Genomic DNA, 16,610 nt, shown 5'->3' on the forward strand with positions numbered 1-16,610 from the left:
ATTTTTTGTGGGGACATAGTATTGCCTTCTAGTAAAGTTAAGGGAAAAAGATGTATGGCTATGTTGATGACTGATGACGAATGAGTAAAATTATTATAAGTACAAAATTTTAATCACCATGCCGAAATTTCTATTAACAAGCTTACATTATGAAGACATTATCATTAATTTTTATTGGAATACTATTATTATCATGTAGTAAAGGAGAAGAGAATGTATCAACCACAGAATTGATACAAATGGAGAATATAGAAAACAAATTAATTGTTGATATTATATATGTTCTACCATCAGGAGGGTTTTATACCAATGCAATGTATAAGTTAGATGAAGTCCAGTTTTTGAATTATTTAAACGAAGGATATTTTCACAAGTATAATATTGAATTGATACAGGGCGAATCAAGAGATTTTATAAATGATGAATTGTTTAACCTCAGAGATAATAGATATAAAGAAACAGAAGTGTTTTTAGATCAAACCGCTTCTTTTCATAAAAAAGGAAAGCTGAGTATTTTTATTATTAAAAGAGATAACATTCTTGCAATTGCTGGAATAGGAGGAGAGGACAGAGTATTGATAACAGATAAATTTTTGTATACCAATACTACAGCACATGAAATAGGTCATGCGTTAGGATTGTCCCATGTCAGTGAAATTGATAATATAATGAGTACCAAAAAGAATGAGCGTAGATTCTTTAAAGATATTCAGTTGGAGTTACTTAAAGGAAGAATTAATCAACTAAGCAGTTTTTAAAAACAGACACAGACAGAAGGTTCTATTTTATAAATCATTATACCCCCTTTACTCTCTATGTATAAGTAGCACATAACATACAGTGAATTTAAAAAAACGCACATAATTTTACTTTTATAGCTATTGGTGTCATCATAGCATCTTTTACACAAAGAACACCATGAGAAAGTAGCTATAAAGTAGCTGTCTATAAGCTTTAGTATACCATTAGGCAACGTAAAATCTATAACCGTTCAATAAATTCTATATTAACGATGAGTATTTGTTTATAAAATAGACCTTTCTCGAATATCGATAAATTGATATCGATACACAGAATTACACTCTTTTATATTATAAACATGAATACTTGTTTACTAAAAAAACGTACACATCGAATAGTGTAGAATATTTATCAAATGTCATAAAAATCCATATACACAAAAAGAAAACAGGTGTTATATCATACATATAACACCTGTTATTAAAAGATAAAGCATTGGGGTAATTAATTAATCCCTGATATTTTTATGATACAATAACAAATCGTTCTTGCATTGGGTTTCTTGGTGCTACTGTTGGTTTAGGGTGTGTAAACTTGATACTGTTAAATGCTATAGTACCCTCTCCTTTTTCCAGAGCAACAAATGTAAATTTTCTAGTTCCCGGAGCTCCTAATAAATGTGAACTAGACGGGAAATATTTATCTTCGATAAGCGCAATATGCGCTGGCAATTTTGTCAAGGCTTGTGTAAATCCTGTAGATGGATTATCTTCCAAAGTAATAGAAAAAGGTTCTCCTACTTTAGTGTGAATTGGAGGCAAAACAAAGGCTTTTTTTTCTTCCTGACTTAAAACAGTTGTAGACATATTATTTTGTGCTTTAAAAAGTTAATGAAAGTTTTAAAAAATTGTATAAATAAGTACCCAAGATATCTTATTACTAGTGTGGTATTTATTTATATTAAATGTATAAAAAATAGTTTGTAAAACCATGATATTTTTAATGTAATTTGTTGATTTTCAATAATTAACATTGTAGTGATATAACTTCTCATTTATTAACTTACACAAAGTAAGGTTTTATATTACTTCTTGTTTATTTGATAAAATAAGGTCAGGTTTTGGTTCTATATTTAGAACTAATCCGGCCTACATAATAACTATAAACTGGGGTAGTTATATAGTCTGAAAGAATCATATTTTTGCTATATCAATTCTCAAAAAACGAACGAACTAATATTTACGTAAATAAATAGTGAAAGTTTATCAAAATACCTTATTAATCATTTTAGCTTTTTTTGCAGTATATGTATGCTGGGGAGCAACCTATATATTAAATAAGGTAATTGTAGAAGAAATTCCACCATTTTATTTAGCAGCATTCCGTTTTATTACTGCGGGTATCTCCTTGTTGTTATTAGCAAAACTCATAGGAGTTTCTCTCGCTATAAGTAAGAAGCAGTTATTACATTGTACGGTGGCGGGTTTCTTATTTCTCACATATGGAAATGGTGTCCTGGTCTGGGCCTTAAAATATGTAGATAGTGGTTTGGCTGCTTTGGAGGTTGCTTCACAACCTTTGGTTGTTTTAATTTTGATGCGGATACTGTACCGTTCAAAAATAAAGCCGATGTCATTAATTGGTATTACAATGGGGATAATAGGTATGTATATTCTGGTAAGCCAGGACCGTTTGACTCAGCAGGAGGGAGCATGGATCCCTATTTTTATGATTTTTACCTGTGTGATTAGCTGGAGCTACGGGAGTCTGTACGTCGCTAAGGTCGAATTACCTTCTAATTTCTTGATTAATACAGGATACCAAATGCTTCTAGGTGGAGGCGGATTATTGCTGACAAGCTTCTTTTTTGGAGAATCCTGGACCTCTCCCTTGATCTGGAAACAATCCATAGCCTGGGCGATGTTTGGTCTTATCACATTAGGAAGTATTATAGCCTTTACATCATTTAATTATTTGCTGAAAAATGTATCCGCAGAAAAAGTAGCAACCGCAGCCTATGTCAATCCCGTGATTGCATTATTTCTGGGGTGGTACTTTCTTAACGAACAAATCACTATGCAATCTTCTGTAGCAGCTTTTGTCTTATTAACAGGTGTATATTTTGTCAATAAAAGTAAATAAGCTATTCCGTTATAAATAATTATACGAGGAAGTAGATAAAAAATAAATATTAATTTCTCAGTAAACCTCGGAACACATATACTTGAAGTAATTGAATTGAAGGGTAAATGTTCATCCCATATTATCCTATAATTTCCTTTATATCCACTTCCATATATTCGGCAATTGCCTTTAATCTCTTGAAGTCTCTTTCTAAATCTTTCTTCTTTACAACATAATCACCGGCTTGAGGACTTATCCCCAAAGCTTTTGAAATACCATATACCGTCTTAGCTCCTTTACTCTTTTTAAGGAGCTTTTTTAGCTTCTTATTAATCATAGGATCAAATATACATATAAATTTTTATTAATCAAGTAAATTTTTATTAAAGAAATATTTTAATATTAAAAAAATATATGTATATTCGTAGCATACAAATCAAAACATCAACTAAAATGAAACTCCTATTTGTAATTATGCTGTTTTTAGGTTTTTATGCGACTGCAGCTTCAGAAAATAATCGAGTATTAGATACAGAGAAACATGAGATGCTAGAACGAGAAAAAGGGAAGAGGAAGAAGGAGAGTAGTTCTAAAAATTTTCATTCTGTAAAACGATGGAAAATGACGATAGAGCATACCAATGGAGATATTATCTCTAAAATAATCACCGTAAAGAAAAATTCTAATTTGAGTGCTATGCAAACAGCTTTTATGGAAGCTGAAAAACACTTAGAAAAATTGAGAAATGTTAAAACCTACAGCGTTTCTCCCGTATCGAGTAATTCATATGTATTACTTGCCGACCATTAAAATCACCTTTTTTTGCCCAAAGTTCGATTTTTAATTATCTGAACATATGTGATATGTTCTCAGTCTATATGGAATATAGATTAGTAAGGATTGAAAAGCCTTTATCTGTGGATAAGGGCTTTTATTTTGTGTGTCCATTGTATTTCAGCACTAAAACATGTATGCCGTTGCTATTACATCTATGGTTGTTGGAAAGTTATAGATAGAAATTTATTTATCAGAAGACAATTGAGATAGAACTCGGGTAAGGCTACGAGGAGTGATTCCTAAATAATTGGCAATGTCAGCTTTGGATATTTTACTATCGAATAATGGAAAGTTACTTTGTAACCTTACAATATTGTCAAAAAGGCGATGTGATTGGTGAAAAGAATGCCTATCTGCTTTAAAACTAATTTTTTTAGTCAGGCTTTCGATAATGAGTCGATTAAATGCGCTATTGCGATCTAATAATTCTAAGAAAAGGGATTTAGGAATGCGATATACAGATGTATCTGTAATGGTAATAACAGCACATTTACTAACTGAATTATGGATCAATTCAATCTCTCCATATAACCCTCCAACACCAAAAAAATCCTGAATAAATTCAGTTCCATTCTCTAATAGCTGAACACATTTAGTTATGCCTTCTTTTTGGATAAAAAGATTATGCTGCATCCTCCCGGCTTCTATAATATTTTTTTTTGGAGGGATTAAATCCAGACTAATTTCAGTATGTTCTTTCTGTAGTAAGGAGATATATGAAATGAGGTCTTGATTTTCTTGTAACATAGTGTTATCGGACAAATGTCCTTGTTGTAAAAAAGGTTGTATTGTTTTATTTGCAATCAAAAATAAATAAAAACCAAAAAGAATGACACGATTGAAACAGCAGATTGCATTTATTAAGGAAATTGATCAATTAAAATATATTACAAGAAAAACAAAATTATTTGCCAGTAACCGACATGAAAATGATGCAGAGCACAGCTGGCATTTGGCACTTATGACGTTAATACTGGCAGAGCATGCAAATGAAGAAATAGATGTATTGAAAGTATTAAAAATGGTCTTGATACATGATCTGGTAGAAATTGATGCTGGTGATATTTTTTTATTTGATACTACAAAAAATCACAATAATACAGAAGAAGAATTACGAGCAGCAACTCGAATATTTTCAATATTGCCACGGGATCAGGCATTAGAATTAATAAGCTTATGGAAAGAATTTGAATACGGGCAAACTAAGGAAGCTGCATTTGCAAAAGCAATTGATCGATTGCAGCCAGTCTTACAAAATGAATCTAACGACGGAGGGAGTTGGGTAGAGTACTCGGTTCCTTATGATACCATCTATGCCAAAATTGAACATATGAATACAGGATCTACTACTTTGTGGAACTATGTAGAAGCACTTTTAAATACAATGAAGAAAAAAGAAATATTATGTCAATGATCTCACTAAAATAAAAGAGCGAATGAAAATGAAAGTAGTATTTTTACAACAATAAGAATATATCATATTTTGTATCCATATGTGGGAAAAATTATATAAATATAGATTTGAGAATTTCTTTTTTAGTCAGATTGCAATTTTATTTGGTTCCTTAGTCGTTCCTGCAGTGTTTTTTGAACTCGTATTATCTCCCATATTATTTTTAATTAATCTATCAGCCGGAATCATTTTAATTTCCAAAAGAAAAAAAACGATGTGGTTCTTCCTGATCCTACTTATCGTGACCGGGCTCGTTTTTGGATTTAATATGATAAAAAACCAAAATAGTCAAACGATCAATTTTGTCAGATTAGGAGCGTATTTTCTTTTTTATATTGTAGTAACTATAGAAATGATCAAACAGGTATGGAATGCTGCTGTCATTAGTAAAAATGTGATTCTCGGTCTTATTAGCGGTTATATTTCCTTAGGTTTAATAGGTTTTTTTATCTGTTTATCCATAGAGATGGTGATACCAGGATCTTTTAATGATAATATTGCAGGAGAAATAGCTACAAAAACTCTTACAGAAAAAATGATGTATTACAGCTACATCACTTTATTAACTATTGGGTATGGAGATATTGTTCCTTTGACAGAACTGGCCAGAAAAGCAGCTATCTTAATAGGGTTAATGGGACAAATGTATTTGGTCGTCATTACTGCAATCGTAATGGGGAAATATGTAAATCAAATTTCCAAATAGTTTTTTCCCCTTTCTTAATTAAACCTTTGTTTATATCCAAGGTCTTACTCGTATAATAGACAAAAAAAGAGACCTCTATTTAAGAATCATTTTAATTAAGCTCTAAATAGTTGATATATAGTAAAATTGACTTAAATTTATTGAGAAAACTACCCCTGGTTTTTCGGTAAACGATTTGTAAGTTATAAATGTTTCAGCGCTGGAGCTTGATCAGGGGTAGTATTATCTCACCTAGTGAGTCAACCCATGTCTAACTAATATCAATAATTATGAGGAAAATAATTACGCTACTTACGCTTGCCTTTTTTTGTATAAGTGTCACTAATGCACAAAATGCCAGAGAGGCAGCTCAAAATTCAAAGCAAATACAGGAAGGGAAAAAAAATCTGGAAAGAGATATTCAGGAATTAGCAGCTTTTAAGGAAAAACACGAACAATTCAAAACGGCATATGGTGAAAAAGATGCTGCCAGTACAAATAAAGTAATGGGACGTATTATTTCTGATATGAAAAGAGAAGTAAAACAAAGTACAATTAAGGCAAAAAAAGCAAAAAAAGAAATAGCTCAAAGCAGTGCAGAAATACGTATAGAAAGACGAGAGATCCAAAGAGATAAAAAAGATGCGAGTAGAGGGAGATTCGATAGGAGAGACGATAAAAGAGATTTAGCAAGAGACAGAGCTAATTTAAAAGATGATCAACGGGACCGAAGAGATGATGTCAGAGATTATAAGGAACAAATAGCTAGAACAGAAAGACAAAAACAGATTCTAACAAACTTACAATCGTATAAATTTACCTTTGACGATGCTGATTTTGAATCTGCAATGGTCAATAAAAATCTAGTTTTAGAGTTTATTGATTCCATGCAACAAGATATCGAGGCAACCAAGATAGAATTAGGAGAAGACCGTCAGGAGCGAAGAGAAGATAAAAGAGAACGTAGAGATGATCGCAATGAACGCAATGAACATGACCGTTATAAAAGACGAGGATAAGAAACATTCACTGCCCAGTACGGAATCAGTGGATATTATTAATGAATCAAGAAGCGTAAAATTCAGGATTCATAGTATTAATTAAGCTGTTAGCAAATATAATATACCAGATATCACAGAGCTCCTTTATGAAAATAGAGGAGTTTTTTTATGCTTTAGATCGTGGTCAGAAATAGTTTAATTTCTTATTAGGACACTTCACTATCTGATTTAGACACTTCACTAAAAAATACAATTTTCACAGCTGTGAACCGTCATACATTTGTACTATAAATAATTCAAAAATAGCAGACTAAAACAGTGATTTACTATTGAGATTTATGAAATAGATAATGTGAATTTAAAATTTGAAACCATGAAAAAACTAGGAAAATTTTTAGGACTTGTTATAATGATAACTGCATTCGTAGGATGTTCATCAGTAAAAGTAACACACTCATGGAAAGATATAAAAACAGAAAACCTGAAAGGAAAAAATATTTTGGTGATGTGTAAGACAAAAGATGATATTGCCAGAATACAATTTGAGGATGATATTACTGATGAGTTGAATCAAAACGGATATACAGCCCATGTTAGTTATAAGACATTTCCAGACATAAGTACAGATAAAAATGATCTGACAACAGAGGAAATAGAAAATGTAAAAACAAAATTAAAGGGAGAAGGAGTTGATGTTGTAGTAATGACGGTATTAAAAGACATAAAAAAATATACAACCACTACAGCTTCAGGAAGTACAGGATATTATGTTAGCACGTATCCAGGTTTTTACAGAAGAGGATATTATAGAGGATTTTACAGTTATTATGGTTCCGTATATATAGATACTGCTCCCGTAATGTATACAACCTCTTCAGGAAAAAAATACATCCTGGAAACAGTGTTTTATGACCTAAAACAGCCAGAGAAAAATCAATTGATTTCAGTAATCACTACAGAATTAGATAATCCAGAAACTCTGGGAACTACTTCTACTGATTTTTCAAAAAAGATCGTAAAAGAACTATTAGATTAGTTTTATTGTTTTGTTAGCCCCGAAACTGTTAAGGAGCCTATCTCTTTAACAGTTTTTTATTATTTGATTCTAGGTTTTTGACAATGAGAAAGAAAATCAATTAATCCCTAACAGAACCTTAGCATTAGATCATGATTAATACATCAGAAGTTTGAATAAATATGCTACCAATGTTATAAATTAGTTTAATTTTGCTTTTAATAGAAAAATATATACTAAGGAAAATCGTACTCAATTTGTGGTTTAAAAAAGTTAAACAATCTGTCATTCTCAGTATTGCATTATCAGTAACATTACTAGTTAATCTATTAAGAATATTATCCTTATTTGGTTTAAATCCCTTTGGAAAATCTTTTAGTACACCTACTATACAAGGAGTTCTGATCCGTATTTTATTTTTCTTTGTTTTCTCTTATTTGATATTACAGTTTAATACGAACTGGAAACTCCGATATCAGTACCTTAATAGAATTGTAAGGGTTTTAGTGTTAATTGCCGGGAATATTGCTGTTTTGAGTATTATTATTTCTGTTTTTATACCGATATATCAATATATAACCAAGATTATATTATCTGATACAGAAAGAGGTTTTTTGTATTTTATCTATTGTATTGTTTTGTTGATTCTCATTTTTATTTCCAGAATTTTGAGATATCAGATTGTACATCAACAGGATTTAGTAGAAAAAGAATCGCTGAAAAGGCAAAGTTTGCAAAATGAATTATCAGCATTAAAGAACCAAATTAATCCGCATTTCCTGTTTAATTCTCTGAATTCGCTAAATTCTTTGATCAGGGATAACAAGGAGGCAACTACATTTGTCAATAAACTATCGTTTATGTATCGGTATATCCTGCAAAGCGGGCAGCAGGATTTGGTAACATTAAAAGAAGAATTAAAGTTTTTAGACAGTTATATCTATTTGATAAAAACGAGATATAGAAATCGTTTCAGTATTACTATTGATATTGATGCTATTTATTTACATATTGGGATTCCGTCTATGGTATTGCAGTTACTGGTAGAAAACGCTGTAAAGCATAATGAAATATCAGAAAATAATCCTCTTCATGTAAGTATTTATATCAAAGAAAACCACATTGTAGTAGAAAATAAAATACGTCCTAGAACCACATTTGTAGATAGTACCGGCCAGGGATTGGCCAATATAGATAAACGATATCTGTTACTAAAAGATCAACATATTAAGATTAGTGATGGAGATGATGTTTTTATGGTACAACTACCCTTAAAATAATAGCGCATGAAAGTAGTCATTGTAGAAGATGAAATAGCAGCAAGTGAAAACTTAATTTATTTATTAGAAAGTATTGATGATGGTATAGAAGTCCTTCAGGTATTGGATTCTGTAGCAGCTGCAGTATCATATTTTTCAACTCCTACGGACGCAGAATTGATCTTTATGGATATTCATCTGGCAGATGGGATTTCTTTTGAGATATTTGATCAGGTGCAGTTGACAATTCCGGTAATCTTTACAACAGCTTATGACCAATACGCCATACAGGCGTTTAAGGTCAATAGTATAGATTATCTCTTAAAACCAATCAGTGAAGAGGAATTAGAAGAAGGAATCGACAAGTATAGAAATATGCAAGTAAAACAGCCCCCTTTGGATGATCACATACAGGGAATGTTAGAGTTGATTCAGGCTAAAAACAAAAGTTTTAAAAACACCTATTTGATTCAAAAAAGAGATGAACTCATTCCTCTAAAAGTCCAGGATATAGCATTTTTTTATATAGAGACAGGAATTGTAAAAGCAGTAACTTTTTCTAATCAAAGTCATATCGTTAATAAAAAACTCGAAGATGTAGAGAACGAAATAGACCCTACCATCTTTCACAGAGTAAACAGGCAGTTTATTGTTAATAGGGAAGCAATTGTCAATATTAAGTTTTATTTCAATGGTAAATTGATTATAAATACAAATCCTCCGTTTCAGGAAAGAATAGTTGCAAGTAAGGCCAAAGCAAATGAGGTAAAAAACTGGATGAATCTATAATATGGTCTTTTCAGGAATTAGCATTGATTATAAAACCATGTTAAAAATTAACTTTTTTTTTAGAATTTATAGTTGCACATTATATTAATACAGTAATACATAATTTATATAAGTTTTAAATAGTTCTTTTTTGATCTGTAAGAAAAAAACAGATAAGAACAGAAACCATCTTATATGAGATGAATTGAAAGAAATTCATAAGCTTTTCTTTACTACGGTTTTAAAGTATTCGTTTTTTAACCTTCCTTTTTTTCTGATTTTGTAGTGTATATAAAATTGTGAAAATTAGCACAATCAACAAGTAACCAACTTAGATTGTTTAATAAACCAATTTTAATTACACACAAATTTCTTATGGATTTAAAACCATTAGCTATTGGATCTGCCGTATACACAGATCTAAATTTAACGGATGATAGTTTGATTGATAAACTGAAAGACGCTTTGTACAAAAACCGAATTATCGTTATCAAAAATCAGGAACTTTCAGAAGAAGATTTTTGCAACTTAGCGTATAAGCTGGGAGAGCCAATTCCATACATTCAGGAAAATTATAATCATCCGGATCATGAATTAATCTTTGTTTCTTCTAATGTAAAACAAGGAAAAACTCAGAAAATCGGAGTTCCTAGAACAGGAGGTTATTGGCACTCAGACACAGCTTTTGAGCCAGATCCCAAAGCAATTACAATGCTTATGCCTAAGATATTACCTGTGAGTATTCCACGTACAACTCGATTTATAGATATGTCACAGGTGTATAATAAACTACCAAAGCATCTTCTGGATGAAATTGAAAATGCTGAGTTTATGCACAGTGGAAGGTATCGATACAAGGTAAGACCGGATGATGTAGGACTGGATGTTACAGAAATTCTGGAGATGATCGATTATATTCAGGAACCTGTCGCGCATCCTGCCGTATTGACTCATCCTTATACAGGAGAAAAAACAATTTATGGTACCAGAGGTTTTACTATTGGAATTAAAGACAGAGGAATGGATGACTCTGCCCGAATCTTGCAAGAAATTTTCGATTTTGCAGAGACAGAAGAATTTATAAAAGAAGTTCGTTGGGAAAAAGGAGATGTTATCATCTGGGATAATCGATTTTTGGCGCATTCTTCCGGGAGAAAAAAAGCACCGACTGAAAACATACATCAAGAGGTAACCAAAGAAGAGGAAACGATGATGTATCGCATTACTTTGAAAGACGGATATCCTTTATCAGAAGAGCATTCAAAAATAAAAGAAGAGGAAACTCAGGCTGTATAATTCATTCACTTATTAATTATTATCAAAAATGAGTAAACTCGTCGCATCCGATAATGTAATAGGAGTGGATCAAGATAGTATACCTATAGACCCTTCTTTTGTGGCAACCGTATTAAAACCCTATATGGAAACCACAACATATCTGAAATCTGCAGAAATTTTGAGTCATAAAAAGACAGCAGTTTCTAAAGATAATTCCGAAAATTTACTAGTAGCAAAAGGAGAATTCACAATTCCTAACAGTTGCTATATAGATGATACTGGGCATTTTAATGCTGTAGAATTTAATATTTGTTTTAATCAATTATCATATGTAATGTTTGCATATGCGTTTAAAAATAGATTAATGCATTCCATGTTCCAGCAATGGGATGATACAGGGCTTAGTTTTGAAACATTCATGAACAATCAATTATCATCCATGCTAATCGTGAAAATTGAAGGAAAGTTTATGAATGCCATCGACTCTGATCAATTTTGGGGAGAACTTATTCTCAGAGAGGTAACCCCCAGAAGTAAAGTAACTTTCTTCTATACCGATATCTTTTTTTATGATAAAAACGGAGGAAGATCCAAAGGATCAGTCGTTCTGGCATATAACCCTAATTTTAACCATGAATAGAAAAAAACAGCAGGCGATAAAGTCTGCAGAATCAGTCGCTGCTCTCAGAGCAGCGGCTTATAAAGAAAAAGATAAAAACCTGCGATGTTCTGATGATTTGGCCAGTTGTTTTTTAAACACTCCCTATAGATTACTAACATCTATACGACCACATAAACTTCTAAAAAAGATACTGCACAAGATGTCTCCAGGAAGCTATCATTTTGCAATTACCAGAACCAAGCACTTTGATGAAATATTAAAAAAAGAAGCACTAAATGGTATTGAACAGTTGGTTATTTTAGGTGCTGGATATGATACCAGAGCGATTAGGTTTCAGGATCTATTAAAATCAGTTGATGTCTATGAAGTTGACTTTTATGCAACCCAAGAGAACAAGCAGAAAATCTTACACAAAAAAGTTAAAGACATTCCAGAGAATATTCATTTCATACCAGTAGATTTTAATAAAGATTCTTTTGAAGCAGCATTGGAATTTCACGGATTTGAAACCGATAAGAAGACATTATTTTTATGGGAAGGAGTTTCGTACTATTTGCCAGAGGCCGTAGTTAGACATATTTTACGCTTTGTTAGTTCTTGTAAAAACGGAAGTTCTATTGTATTTGATTATGCTTTGGAGAAATTTGTCAAAGGAGACTATTCTACCTTTGGAGGAGAGGAAATTGCAAAATGGCTAAAAAAGATTCAAGAACCATTTTTATTTGGGTTAGAACCAACACAAACAACTACTTTTTTGACAGAATGTAACCTAACGTTATGTTCTGATCTTAGTCCCGAAGAACTGGAACAGAAATACCTAAAAACCCAAAGTGGCGAAATAGCAGGAAAAACATTAGGGCATGTGCATATGGCACATGCTATTGTCTGATTATAAGAACGAATTGTATGAAACATATAGTAGAAAATGATGTACTTAGGTTCCCACATCCGGTATTAAAATCAACGAAATTAAGAAAAGGGAAAATTGTAGAAATTACTGTGTCCGGGAAAGTATTTGTTCTATTTAGAGATAAAAACCGAACTCCCAGAGCAGTTCCGGCTGCTTGTCCGCATCGAGGAGCTAATTTGATTAAAGGAAAACTGAATAAGGAAAGAGAAATTGTTTGTGGATATCATGCATGGACAATAAATGGAGAAGGGCAGGGGTATAGTCCGTCAGTTCCGAAAAGAACATGTAAAGTGCACAGTCTAAAAACCTGGGAAAAACACGGGTTTATATGGATTGCAAATAAAGATGTACCGGATGAGGCATTTCCTGATTTTACAAACAAGGCATTTAATCTCATTGGTAGCTTTACTCAGAAATTTAATGCCCCGCTAAAGGTGGTATTAGATAATTTTGGAGAGATCGAGCACGCATTTCAGGTACACAAATTTATAGGCGCTTCAAAATCAAAATTAGACACTGTTACGTTTTCTGTTAAAATAGAAGAGGAACAAACCAGAGGATTTAGTTCCTGTGAATATAGAAAACAACCATTTTTCTTCAGGTGGAGTTATGGATTAAAGTCAGGAGACTACTATCATAATGACTGGGTTTTTCGTTTTAAACCATTACATGGATCGTATCATAATTATTGGACGGATAAACCGAATACAGTGGTGCGTTCTAATGAGTTTATTATTACCACTTTTATGACTCCGATAACAGCTACTAAAGTAGATCTTCACGTGTTTGTACAGATGAAAATTAAAAATCGAATTCTGAGACTGTTTTCTCCGATCATTCGATTTTTTACCTTATTAGTTACAAAATATGAAATCTGGGAAGATGCCAGAATAGCCAGATTTGCTCCGTTAAATCCAGAAGATGGGAACAATTGGAAGTTGACAAATCTCGACAAACAAATTTTTCATAACAGAAAGAAAACCGATACTATCTATTATGGAAAAAAAGAGTATACAGAAGCTATTTATGAATTTACAGAATAATCAATAAGATGTAAAGTAGTATACTAAACCATCTTTAGGACTGTACTAGTTTAGTATACTACTGCCTTTTTTAATATAAGTGATTATACAGCTACCTGAAAAATTATGAAATAAATCTGGAATAATTAATATAATTATAAAGCTTGATTTTGTGATAAACCCGAAGCATTTGAGTCTCAATAATGGGTCAAAGTTTTATTTATACGATTATCTTTGTCCAAATTTTATTTATGAGCATATCATTTTCCAGTTTAGGAATCCAGGAATCACTACAAAAAGGATTGTCAGCACTTCGTATTTCACAGCCCACGGCTATTCAGGAAAAAGCAATTCCTGTAGTATTAGAAAAAACAAATGACATTGTTGGACTGGCAAAAACCGGAACAGGAAAAACACTAGCTTTTGGATTACCTCTATTACAGTTGATTAATACAGGTAAGTCAGAAATACAAGCTATCATCTTGGTGCCAACCAGAGAATTAGGGCAGCAAATTTATACGGAATTGAAAGCTCTAGAGTCATGTGTTCCGGATGTATCACTGGCAGTTATTTGCGGAGGAGTACCGATTAAACCACAAATAGAACTTCTTAAGGAAACAACACATATTGTTATTGCTACCCCGGGAAGACTGCTTGACTTACAAAAAAGGAAGGCAATTGATATTACCACTACAGCATATTTTGTGTTAGATGAAGCAGATGAAATGATAAGCGCTCAAAAAAAGGGAGTAGATCAAATTATAGAAATACTTCCCAAAAAGAGAAGAACGATTTTATTTACCGCTACGATGTCCGGAGCGATAAAGAATTTAGTACATAATTACATGGCTAAAGACGTTGTGGAAATTGCAGTGTCTATGGAGACTATCGGGCATCAGGGAATAGATCATCAGTATGTAGTGGTAGATCCCATAGAGAAACTGGAAGTTTTAATGCATTTTCTAACGAGTAGATATGGAGAACGAGGGATTATATTTTGTAAAACAAAAGCTGCAGTGAATAAGTTAGCTAAAAAACTAGCTATTCATCGTTTTTCTTCGGGAGCCTTACACGGTAGTCTATCTCAGCCCATTCGAGACAGGATCATGGGGCAATTTAGAGAAGGACATATTGATATATTAGTAGCTACTGACCTGGCTGCCAGGGGAATTGATGTTAAAGAAATTTCCTATGTGGTTCATTATCACCTACCAGATTATTATGAAACCTATGTGCACCGTAGTGGAAGAACGGCCAGAGCAGGAAGAAAAGGAACTTCATTAACAGTTCTTCTTGAAGAAGAAAAGGAGGAGATTCCTGATTTTGAAGAAGAACTAGGAATAACTTTTAATGAGATTCAAAAAGCAGATGCTCAGGGAATTGAGGAGAATAATGTGTTTTTATGGGCTAAGAAAATTTTTAAAACAAAACCTAATCGTGAACTCTCTTCAGAGTTTAAAGAAAAAGTACATACTGTATTTCATCATCTGACAAAAGAAGAACTTGTCGAAAAATTAATAGCATATACCTTTGATGAAGAAAAGGTTTCCTCTAAATAAATTCTGATTATATGAGTTTAGAACAACCTAATAACCCTTTACACGGGATTAAATTAATCGATATAGTAGAAACTTTGGTGGCTAAATATGGCTGGGAAACATTAGGAGATAAAATTCCAATTAATTGTTTCCGATCAAATCCATCTATCAAATCGAGCCTAACTTTTTTACGAAGACATCAATGGGCTAGAGATAAAGTCGAAAAGTTGTATTTGAACAGTGTTAAGTAATTTATTTTTTGAATATTATGCGTGTTGTTTAAAGAAAAAATTAAAGTAATGTAAGATATACAAACAATCCGATTCAATTCGAATCGGATTGTGTTTCCTTTTAATTTAAAATTTCCAGAATAGCTCTTTCTATAATTTCATCTTTCGTTCTGTCTTCCCAATTGAATAAAGTATGAATATCAGCAGGTACTCCATTTTCATATTGATTATCTTTAGTAAGATCTAGAGTTTGAGAAACAGAAAAACGATAACGCCATCCATTAGGTAATTGCCCTCCATTAGGAAGACCTAACCCACCACCTGTAGTATCACCAACTAGTAGTATGTTAGGCATTGCTTTGGTTGCTAATGCTGTGAATGACCCTGCACTATATGTTCCTCTATCAATTAACATCATTACTTTTTTAGTATACGTAATACCTCCTGGAGAGATATACATTTCTTCATCATCCGAAAAATCATTATGTCCCGGACCATTTTTTAGACGGGAGTAGCCTACCAGGGTCTTTTTTGTTACAAATCTACTCAGTAAAGAAGAAACATCACTAACAGCGCCCCCTCCATTTTCTCTCAGATCAATAATAAGCCCTTTGGTATTTCGATAGCGTTGTAAAATAAAATCCAAATTAGTATAATCTACAGTTCCGGTAAATGAAGGAAAACGAACATATCCAATTGTTCCGTCGGCGATAAAATCATGAATAAAAGGACCAGACCGGTAATAATTATCACTTAAATAATGCTCTTTTATAATTCGTTCATCATAATTATCCTGACCTAAATATTCTACACCAAACGAAGAGATATTAAAATTAGAAATCAAATTTGTGTGATCATCTTTTAATTCTGTCAACATTTCTCCCATTACTGTAAACAGGGCATCATCTGACATATTCGGATCAATTCGAGCAGCATATGTAGTATAAATGTTATCCCAATCTACTTGCTTTAAATCAAAATAAGCATATTTCTCGTTACACTCTCTCCATAAATAATCAAAATTATCTCTAGGATTCGTACTTGCCATATCTTCTTCGAAGATGGCTTTTTCACAAGAACACAGTAAGGGCAAGCATACGATTAGTCTTAATATATTTTTCATGAGA

Annotated in this window: 19 protein-coding genes; 15 read left to right on the forward strand and 4 right to left on the reverse strand. The window is 32.4% G+C overall.

Going from position 1 to position 16,610, the window contains the following annotated elements; genetic code table 11:
* The first annotated feature begins 149 nt into the window (after positions 1 to 149).
* Positions 150 to 758, forward strand: a complete 609-nt coding sequence (locus tag HN014_RS17935; protein ID WP_176030222.1) for a matrixin family metalloprotease — start codon at positions 150 to 152, stop codon at positions 756 to 758.
* A 507-nt stretch (positions 759 to 1,265) separates the two neighbouring features.
* Here the strand turns inward: HN014_RS17935 and HN014_RS17940 are convergent.
* Positions 1,266 to 1,607 carry a protease inhibitor I42 family protein gene (locus HN014_RS17940; protein WP_176030223.1) on the reverse strand — a complete coding sequence of 114 codons (342 nt, stop codon included), beginning with the start codon at positions 1,605 to 1,607 and terminating at the stop codon, positions 1,266 to 1,268.
* Between the two features lie 388 nt (positions 1,608 to 1,995).
* On the opposite strand from HN014_RS17940, the gene HN014_RS17945 reads away from it, so the two are divergent.
* Positions 1,996 to 2,883: an EamA family transporter gene (locus HN014_RS17945; RefSeq protein ID WP_176030224.1), complete on the forward strand. Its 888-nt coding sequence runs from the start codon at positions 1,996 to 1,998 to the stop codon at positions 2,881 to 2,883.
* Between the two features lie 121 nt (positions 2,884 to 3,004).
* Here the strand turns inward: HN014_RS17945 and HN014_RS17950 are convergent, their stop codons facing one another.
* The gene (locus HN014_RS17950) at positions 3,005 to 3,202 is read right to left on the reverse strand and encodes a hypothetical protein (RefSeq protein WP_176030225.1); all 198 of its coding nucleotides are present in this window, start codon (positions 3,200 to 3,202) and stop codon (positions 3,005 to 3,007) included.
* A gap of 116 nt (positions 3,203 to 3,318) precedes the next feature.
* Here HN014_RS17950 and HN014_RS17955 point away from each other — a divergent pair, with 116 nt between their 5' ends.
* A complete protein-coding gene (locus HN014_RS17955; protein WP_176030226.1) occupies positions 3,319 to 3,675 on the forward strand; it encodes a hypothetical protein in 357 nt (118 codons plus the stop codon).
* A gap of 210 nt (positions 3,676 to 3,885) precedes the next feature.
* Here HN014_RS17955 and HN014_RS17960 read toward each other — a convergent pair whose 3' ends face one another.
* Complete coding sequence (locus HN014_RS17960) at positions 3,886 to 4,449, reverse strand: Crp/Fnr family transcriptional regulator (protein WP_176030227.1); 564 nt, start codon at positions 4,447 to 4,449, stop codon at positions 3,886 to 3,888.
* 82 nt (positions 4,450 to 4,531) lie between these two features.
* Between HN014_RS17960 and HN014_RS17965 the strand changes: the two genes are divergently transcribed.
* The 12 genes from HN014_RS17965 to HN014_RS18020 all read left to right on the forward strand — a co-directional run bounded on the left by HN014_RS17965 (position 4,532) and on the right by HN014_RS18020 (position 15,504).
* Positions 4,532 to 5,116, forward strand: a complete 585-nt coding sequence (locus HN014_RS17965; protein WP_176030228.1) for an HD family hydrolase — start codon at positions 4,532 to 4,534, stop codon at positions 5,114 to 5,116.
* A 79-nt stretch (positions 5,117 to 5,195) separates the two neighbouring features.
* The gene (locus tag HN014_RS17970) at positions 5,196 to 5,861 is read left to right on the forward strand and encodes a potassium channel family protein (protein WP_176030229.1); all 666 of its coding nucleotides are present in this window, start codon (positions 5,196 to 5,198) and stop codon (positions 5,859 to 5,861) included.
* 269 nt (positions 5,862 to 6,130) lie between these two features.
* Positions 6,131 to 6,859: a hypothetical protein gene (locus HN014_RS17975; protein ID WP_176030230.1), complete on the forward strand. Its 729-nt coding sequence runs from the start codon at positions 6,131 to 6,133 to the stop codon at positions 6,857 to 6,859.
* A gap of 355 nt (positions 6,860 to 7,214) precedes the next feature.
* On the forward strand, positions 7,215 to 7,877 hold the full coding sequence (locus tag HN014_RS17980; protein ID WP_176030231.1) for a hypothetical protein: 663 nt from the start codon (positions 7,215 to 7,217) through the stop codon (positions 7,875 to 7,877).
* A 236-nt stretch (positions 7,878 to 8,113) separates the two neighbouring features.
* Complete coding sequence (locus HN014_RS17985; RefSeq protein WP_176030232.1) at positions 8,114 to 9,136, forward strand: sensor histidine kinase; 1,023 nt, start codon at positions 8,114 to 8,116, stop codon at positions 9,134 to 9,136.
* A gap of 6 nt (positions 9,137 to 9,142) precedes the next feature.
* Positions 9,143 to 9,904, forward strand: a complete 762-nt coding sequence (locus HN014_RS17990; protein ID WP_176030233.1) for a LytTR family DNA-binding domain-containing protein — start codon at positions 9,143 to 9,145, stop codon at positions 9,902 to 9,904.
* A gap of 354 nt (positions 9,905 to 10,258) precedes the next feature.
* A complete protein-coding gene (locus tag HN014_RS17995; protein ID WP_176030234.1) occupies positions 10,259 to 11,179 on the forward strand; it encodes a TauD/TfdA family dioxygenase in 921 nt (306 codons plus the stop codon).
* A gap of 28 nt (positions 11,180 to 11,207) precedes the next feature.
* Positions 11,208 to 11,801, forward strand: coding sequence for an FcoT family thioesterase (locus HN014_RS18000; protein WP_176030235.1), 594 nt, complete (start codon positions 11,208 to 11,210; stop codon positions 11,799 to 11,801).
* On the forward strand, positions 11,794 to 12,672 hold the full coding sequence (locus HN014_RS18005; RefSeq protein ID WP_176030236.1) for an SAM-dependent methyltransferase: 879 nt from the start codon (positions 11,794 to 11,796) through the stop codon (positions 12,670 to 12,672). Before HN014_RS18000 ends, HN014_RS18005 begins: the two co-directional genes overlap by 8 nt.
* Before the next feature lie 17 nt (positions 12,673 to 12,689).
* Complete coding sequence (locus HN014_RS18010) at positions 12,690 to 13,736, forward strand: Rieske 2Fe-2S domain-containing protein (protein WP_176030237.1); 1,047 nt, start codon at positions 12,690 to 12,692, stop codon at positions 13,734 to 13,736.
* Positions 13,737 to 13,966: 230 nt separating this feature from the next.
* Positions 13,967 to 15,274 (forward strand): DEAD/DEAH box helicase, encoded by a 1,308-nt coding sequence (locus HN014_RS18015; protein ID WP_176030238.1) that lies wholly within the window; start codon positions 13,967 to 13,969, stop codon positions 15,272 to 15,274.
* 11 nt (positions 15,275 to 15,285) lie between these two features.
* Positions 15,286 to 15,504, forward strand: coding sequence for a VF530 family DNA-binding protein (locus tag HN014_RS18020; protein WP_176030239.1), 219 nt, complete (start codon positions 15,286 to 15,288; stop codon positions 15,502 to 15,504).
* A gap of 100 nt (positions 15,505 to 15,604) precedes the next feature.
* On the opposite strand, the gene HN014_RS18025 is transcribed toward HN014_RS18020, so the two are convergent.
* Positions 15,605 to 16,606, reverse strand: a complete 1,002-nt coding sequence (locus tag HN014_RS18025; protein ID WP_176030240.1) for a S41 family peptidase — start codon at positions 16,604 to 16,606, stop codon at positions 15,605 to 15,607.
* Positions 16,607 to 16,610 lie beyond the last annotated feature (4 nt).

It is taken from the genome of Aquimarina sp. TRL1, from assembly GCF_013365535.1.
GTDB classification, from domain to species: domain Bacteria; phylum Bacteroidota; class Bacteroidia; order Flavobacteriales; family Flavobacteriaceae; genus Aquimarina; species Aquimarina hainanensis.

Coding starts and splice junctions, on each gene's coding strand:
- HN014_RS17935 (WP_176030222.1), top strand. CDS start 150: ATGAAGACATTATCATTAATTTTTATTGGAATACTATTATTATCATGT.
- HN014_RS17940 (WP_176030223.1), bottom strand. CDS start 1,607: ATGTCTACAACTGTTTTAAGTCAGGAAGAAAAAAAAGCCTTTGTTTTG.
- HN014_RS17950 (WP_176030225.1), bottom strand. CDS start 3,202: ATGATTAATAAGAAGCTAAAAAAGCTCCTTAAAAAGAGTAAAGGAGCT.
- HN014_RS17955 (WP_176030226.1), top strand. CDS start 3,319: ATGAAACTCCTATTTGTAATTATGCTGTTTTTAGGTTTTTATGCGACT.
- HN014_RS17960 (WP_176030227.1), bottom strand. CDS start 4,449: ATGTTACAAGAAAATCAAGACCTCATTTCATATATCTCCTTACTACAG.
- HN014_RS17965 (WP_176030228.1), top strand. CDS start 4,532: ATGACACGATTGAAACAGCAGATTGCATTTATTAAGGAAATTGATCAA.
- HN014_RS17970 (WP_176030229.1), top strand. CDS start 5,196: ATGTGGGAAAAATTATATAAATATAGATTTGAGAATTTCTTTTTTAGT.
- HN014_RS17975 (WP_176030230.1), top strand. CDS start 6,131: ATGAGGAAAATAATTACGCTACTTACGCTTGCCTTTTTTTGTATAAGT.
- HN014_RS17980 (WP_176030231.1), top strand. CDS start 7,215: ATGAAAAAACTAGGAAAATTTTTAGGACTTGTTATAATGATAACTGCA.
- HN014_RS17990 (WP_176030233.1), top strand. CDS start 9,143: ATGAAAGTAGTCATTGTAGAAGATGAAATAGCAGCAAGTGAAAACTTA.
- HN014_RS17995 (WP_176030234.1), top strand. CDS start 10,259: ATGGATTTAAAACCATTAGCTATTGGATCTGCCGTATACACAGATCTA.
- HN014_RS18000 (WP_176030235.1), top strand. CDS start 11,208: ATGAGTAAACTCGTCGCATCCGATAATGTAATAGGAGTGGATCAAGAT.
- HN014_RS18005 (WP_176030236.1), top strand. CDS start 11,794: ATGAATAGAAAAAAACAGCAGGCGATAAAGTCTGCAGAATCAGTCGCT.
- HN014_RS18010 (WP_176030237.1), top strand. CDS start 12,690: ATGAAACATATAGTAGAAAATGATGTACTTAGGTTCCCACATCCGGTA.
- HN014_RS18015 (WP_176030238.1), top strand. CDS start 13,967: ATGAGCATATCATTTTCCAGTTTAGGAATCCAGGAATCACTACAAAAA.
- HN014_RS18020 (WP_176030239.1), top strand. CDS start 15,286: ATGAGTTTAGAACAACCTAATAACCCTTTACACGGGATTAAATTAATC.
- HN014_RS18025 (WP_176030240.1), bottom strand. CDS start 16,606: ATGAAAAATATATTAAGACTAATCGTATGCTTGCCCTTACTGTGTTCT.